Source organism: Nocardiopsis sp. CC223A (genome assembly GCF_030766825.1).
GTDB lineage: Bacteria > Actinomycetota > Actinomycetes > Streptosporangiales > Streptosporangiaceae > Nocardiopsis.
On the sequence record NZ_JASFDV010000157.1, the window covers coordinates 1 to 4,278 of the forward strand.

Annotated in this window: 2 protein-coding genes; both read left to right on the forward strand. The window is 66.1% G+C overall.

Translation table 11 applies throughout. The annotated features are described in order from the left end of the window. Nucleotides 1-86, forward strand: an 86-nt coding sequence (locus tag QJS33_RS31525) for a DUF397 domain-containing protein (protein ID WP_372339752.1), incomplete at its 5' end; no start/stop codon positions are given. 370 nt (nucleotides 87-456) lie between these two features. Beyond that, nucleotides 457-4,020 (forward strand): DNA polymerase III subunit alpha, encoded by a 3,564-nt coding sequence (dnaE, locus tag QJS33_RS31000; protein WP_306371627.1) that lies wholly within the window; start codon nucleotides 457-459, stop codon nucleotides 4,018-4,020. Nucleotides 4,021-4,278: the final 258 nt, after the last annotated feature.

Sequence of the window (4,278 nt, forward strand, 5' to 3'; positions counted from 1 at the left end):
GGGACTCCAAGAACCCCAAGCTCGGCCACCTCTCTTTCGGCCAAGGGGAATGGGATACCTTCCTCGCCGCGACCGTGCGGGGCTGACCCCCCGACCCGCTCACGAACCCTCTGTGAGTAGGAGCCCGGAACGACCGAAAGTCCTGTGACCACCCGTGGTCACAGGACTTTTGCTGTGAGCGCCCCGCCGGTGTCGGCCGCTCCGGACATGGGCATCCCCGACTCGGAGAGGAGGAACCGCGCATGGCCGAGGACGTCTGTTCCGACTGCGGACAGAACATCAGCGACTGCACCTGCGAAGGCATCGGAAACCCCAGTTAGCGGCCCACACCCTGTTCGTCGGGGACCTCGGGGACCGGGCGGGACCCGTTCTCGTCCGGTTCCACGAGTGTCGTGGGGAAAGCGTAGGCTCGGGAGACATCACCCGTCCGTCCACCCACTGGGGAGCACTCCGCCCATGGCAGACTCCTTCGTTCACCTGCATGTCCACACCGAGTACTCCATGCTCGACGGTGCGGCCAAGCTCAAGCCCCTCTTCAAGGAGGCGGGGAGACTGGGCATGCCGGCGGTCGCGATGACCGACCACGGCAACATGTTCGGGGCGTACGAGTTCTACCAGCAGTCCAAGGGCTCGGGGGTCAAGCCGATCATCGGCATCGAGGCCTACGTGGCGCCGGAGTCACGCTTCCACAAGAAGCGCGTGTTCTGGGGGCGTGCCAGCGGGTCGGACGATACCGCGGCCGAGGGCGGCAAGGACATCTCCGGTGGCGGCCGCTATCTGCACATGACGATGCTGGCGCGCAACGCCACCGGCCTGCGCAACCTGTTCAAGATGTCGTCTCTGGCCTCTATCGAGGGCTACTACATGAAGCCCCGCATGGACCTGGACCTGATGTCGGAGAACAGCGAGGGCGTCATCGTCTCCACCGGCTGTCCCTCCGGCGGTGTGCAGACCCGGCTTCGCCTGGGCCAGGAGAAGGAGGCCATCGAGTACGCCGCCAAGCTCCAGGACATCTTCGGCAGGGAGAACGTCTTCCTGGAGCTGATGGACCACGGCGTGCCCATCGAGAAGGAGGTCCGCGACGGCCTGCTCAAGGTCGGCCGGGAACTCAAGATCCCGCCGCTGGTCACCAACGACTCCCACTACGTGTACGAGTCCCAGGCCGACGCCCACGACGCGCTGTTGGCGGTGGGCGTGGGCAAGAATCTGGACGACCCCACCCGGTTCCGGTTCAACGGCTCGGGCTACTACCTCAAGACCGCCGACGAGATGCGCGGCCTGCTCACCTTCGACGAGTGGCAGGAGGGCTGCAAGAACACCCTGCTGATCGCCGAGCGCATCGACCCCAACGCCTACGACGAGGTCTTCGCCGAGCGCGACCTGATGCCGGTCTTCCCGGTCCCGGAGGGGGAGACCCAGTCCTCCTGGCTGGCCAAGGAGGTCGAGCGCTGCCTGCCCAACCGGTTCCCGGACGGCGCGAGCCAGGAGGTTCGCGACCGGATCGAGTACGAGTTGAACATCATCAACGAGATGGGCTTCCCGGCCTACTTCCTCGTGGTCGCCGACATCTGCCAGTACGCGCGCAAACAGAAGATCGCGCTCGGCCCCGGCCGTGGTTCCGCCACCGGGTCGATGATCGCCTACATCCTGGGCATCACCGACCTGGACCCGATCGAGCACAGTCTGATCTTCGAGCGGTTCCTCAACCCCGAACGTGTCACCATGCCCGATGTCGACCTCGACTTCGACGAGCGTCGGCGCGGCGAGATGATCGACTACGTCACGCAGCTGTACGGCGAGGAGTCCACCGCCCAGATCCTCACCTTCGGCACCATCAAGGCCAAGGCCGCGATCAAGGACTCCACCCGGATCCTGGGTATGCCCTATTCGGTCGGCGACCAGATCACCAAGGCCTTCCCGGCGGCGGTCGGCGGTAAGGAGATCCCGCTCGACGCGGTGTTCAACACCGAGCACGAGCGCTACAGCGAGACCACCGAGCTGCGCAACCTGGTCGACAACGACCCCCAGGTCGCCAAGGTCATGGAGACCGCCCGCGGTATCGAGGGACTGACCCGCGGCACCGGCGTGCACGCAGCCGGCGTGATCCTGTCCAAGGAACCCCTGCTGGACGTCATCCCGCTGCACAAGCGCGATGCCGACGGCGCCATCATCACCGGCTTTCCCTTCCCGCAGTGCGAGGACATGGGTCTGCTCAAGATGGACTTCCTGGGCCTGCGGAACCTGACGGTCATCGACGACGCGGTCAACAACATCCGGGAGTCCGAGGGCATCGACATCGAGCTCGCGAAGCTCCCGCTCGACGATCCCAAGGCCTACAAACTCCTGGCCAGGGGCGACACCCTGGGCGTGTTCCAGCTGGACGGCGGCGCGATGCGCAACCTGCTCAAGCGGATGGAGCCGAAGAAGTTCGGTGACATCGCGGCCGTGCTCGCCCTTTACCGGCCCGGTCCGATGGCGGCCAACGCCCACAACGACTACGCCGACCGGTCGAACGGCCGCCAGGAGATCACCCCCATCCACCCCGAGCTCAAGGACGCCTTGGAGCCGATCCTCGGGGAGACCTTCCACCTGCTCGTCTACCAGGAGCAGGTCATGGCCATCGCCCAGCAGCTGGCCGGGTACACGCTGGGCGGCGCGGACCTGATGCGGCGCGCGATGGGCAAGAAGAAGAAGGAGGCCCTGGAGAAGGAAGAGGTCAAGTTCTTCGAGGGGGCCATGGAGCGGGGCTTCTCCCGGGAGGCCATCCAGGCCCTGTGGGACGTCATGCTCCCCTTCTCCGGCTACGCGTTCAACAAGTCGCACACCGCCGGGTACGGTCTGGTCTCCTACTGGACCGCCTACCTCAAGGCCAACTACCCCGCCGCGTACATGGCCGCGCTTCTCACGTCCGTGGGTGACGACAAGGACAAGATGGCGGTCTACCTCGCCGAGTGCCGCGCCCAGGGCATCAAGGTGCTGCCGCCGGACGTCAACGAGTCCGGTCTGCGCTTCACCCCCGTGGGCAAGGACATCCGCTTCGGCATGGGCGCGGTGCGCAACGTGGGCGCCAACGTCGTCAACTCGATCATCAAGAGCCGCACCGAGAAGGGCAAGTACACGTCCTTCACGGACTTCCTGTCCAAGATCGAGCTGGCCGCCTGCAACAAGCGGGTCATCGAGTCCCTGATCAAGTCGGGTGCCTTCGACTCGCTGGGCCAGCCGCGCCGGGAGCTGTACCGCCACCACGAGACCGCGGTCGACGGCATGATCAGCTCGAAGAAGCAGGAGGCGCACGGCCAGTTCGACCTGTTCGGCGGCGCGGACGAGGGCGGCGACTCCACCCCGATCGGGTTGAACATCCAGTGGGGCGACGAGGAGTGGGACCGCAAGACCAAGCTGGCCTTCGAGCGCGAGATGCTGGGCCTGTACGTGTCCAGCCATCCGCTGGCCGGGGCCGAGCGGGTGCTGGCCCGTTCCCGGGACACCTCGATCGCCCAGATCGTCGCCGGGGAGATGAGCCGCGAGCGCAACGAGGTGCGCATCGCCGGGCTGATCTCCAAGGTGGAGAAGCGGGTGAACAAGGCGGGCAACCAGTGGGCGATCGCCACGGTGGAGGACCTGGACGCCGCCATGGAGGTGCTGTTCTTCCCCAAGACCTTCCCGCTGTACGTGGACGCCCTCGTCGAGGACACCGCGGTGACGGTGAAGGGCCGCCTCAACGACCGGGACGGCACCTGGTCGATGTTCGCCTCGGAGATGTCGATTCTGGACATCTCGCACATCACCGAGGGCGAACCGCCGGTGCTGCTGACGGTGGACGAGAAGCGGCTGACCCCGGAGTTGGTCGAGGAGCTGCGCCAGGTGCTCAGCTCCCACCAGGGCGAGACCCCGGTGCGCATCCGGGTGGACAACCCGGTCCGCTCCAAGGTCTTCGCGGTGGACCGCTACTCGGTGCGGATCTCCCCGGAGTTCAACGGTGAGATGAAGAGCCTGCTGGGGGCGTACGCGGTCGACTACTAGACCCCGCATGACCTGCATCCCCGTGCGCCGTGGACCGGCGCGCGGGGATTTTTCGTGCCCGGACTTGCCAGCCCGAAGTTAGCGATATATCTTTGAGCTATCAGAACAGAGAATGACAGTCGCTCTGTATCGACTCGAAGGAGAACACCATGACAGCCATGGCGCTTCCCGGTCCCTGGGACTGGCACGACGACCGCACCGACCGTCCGCACGGCCCCCGCGCGCGCCACTTCACCGAGGGGCGGCGCGGCGGCGGAC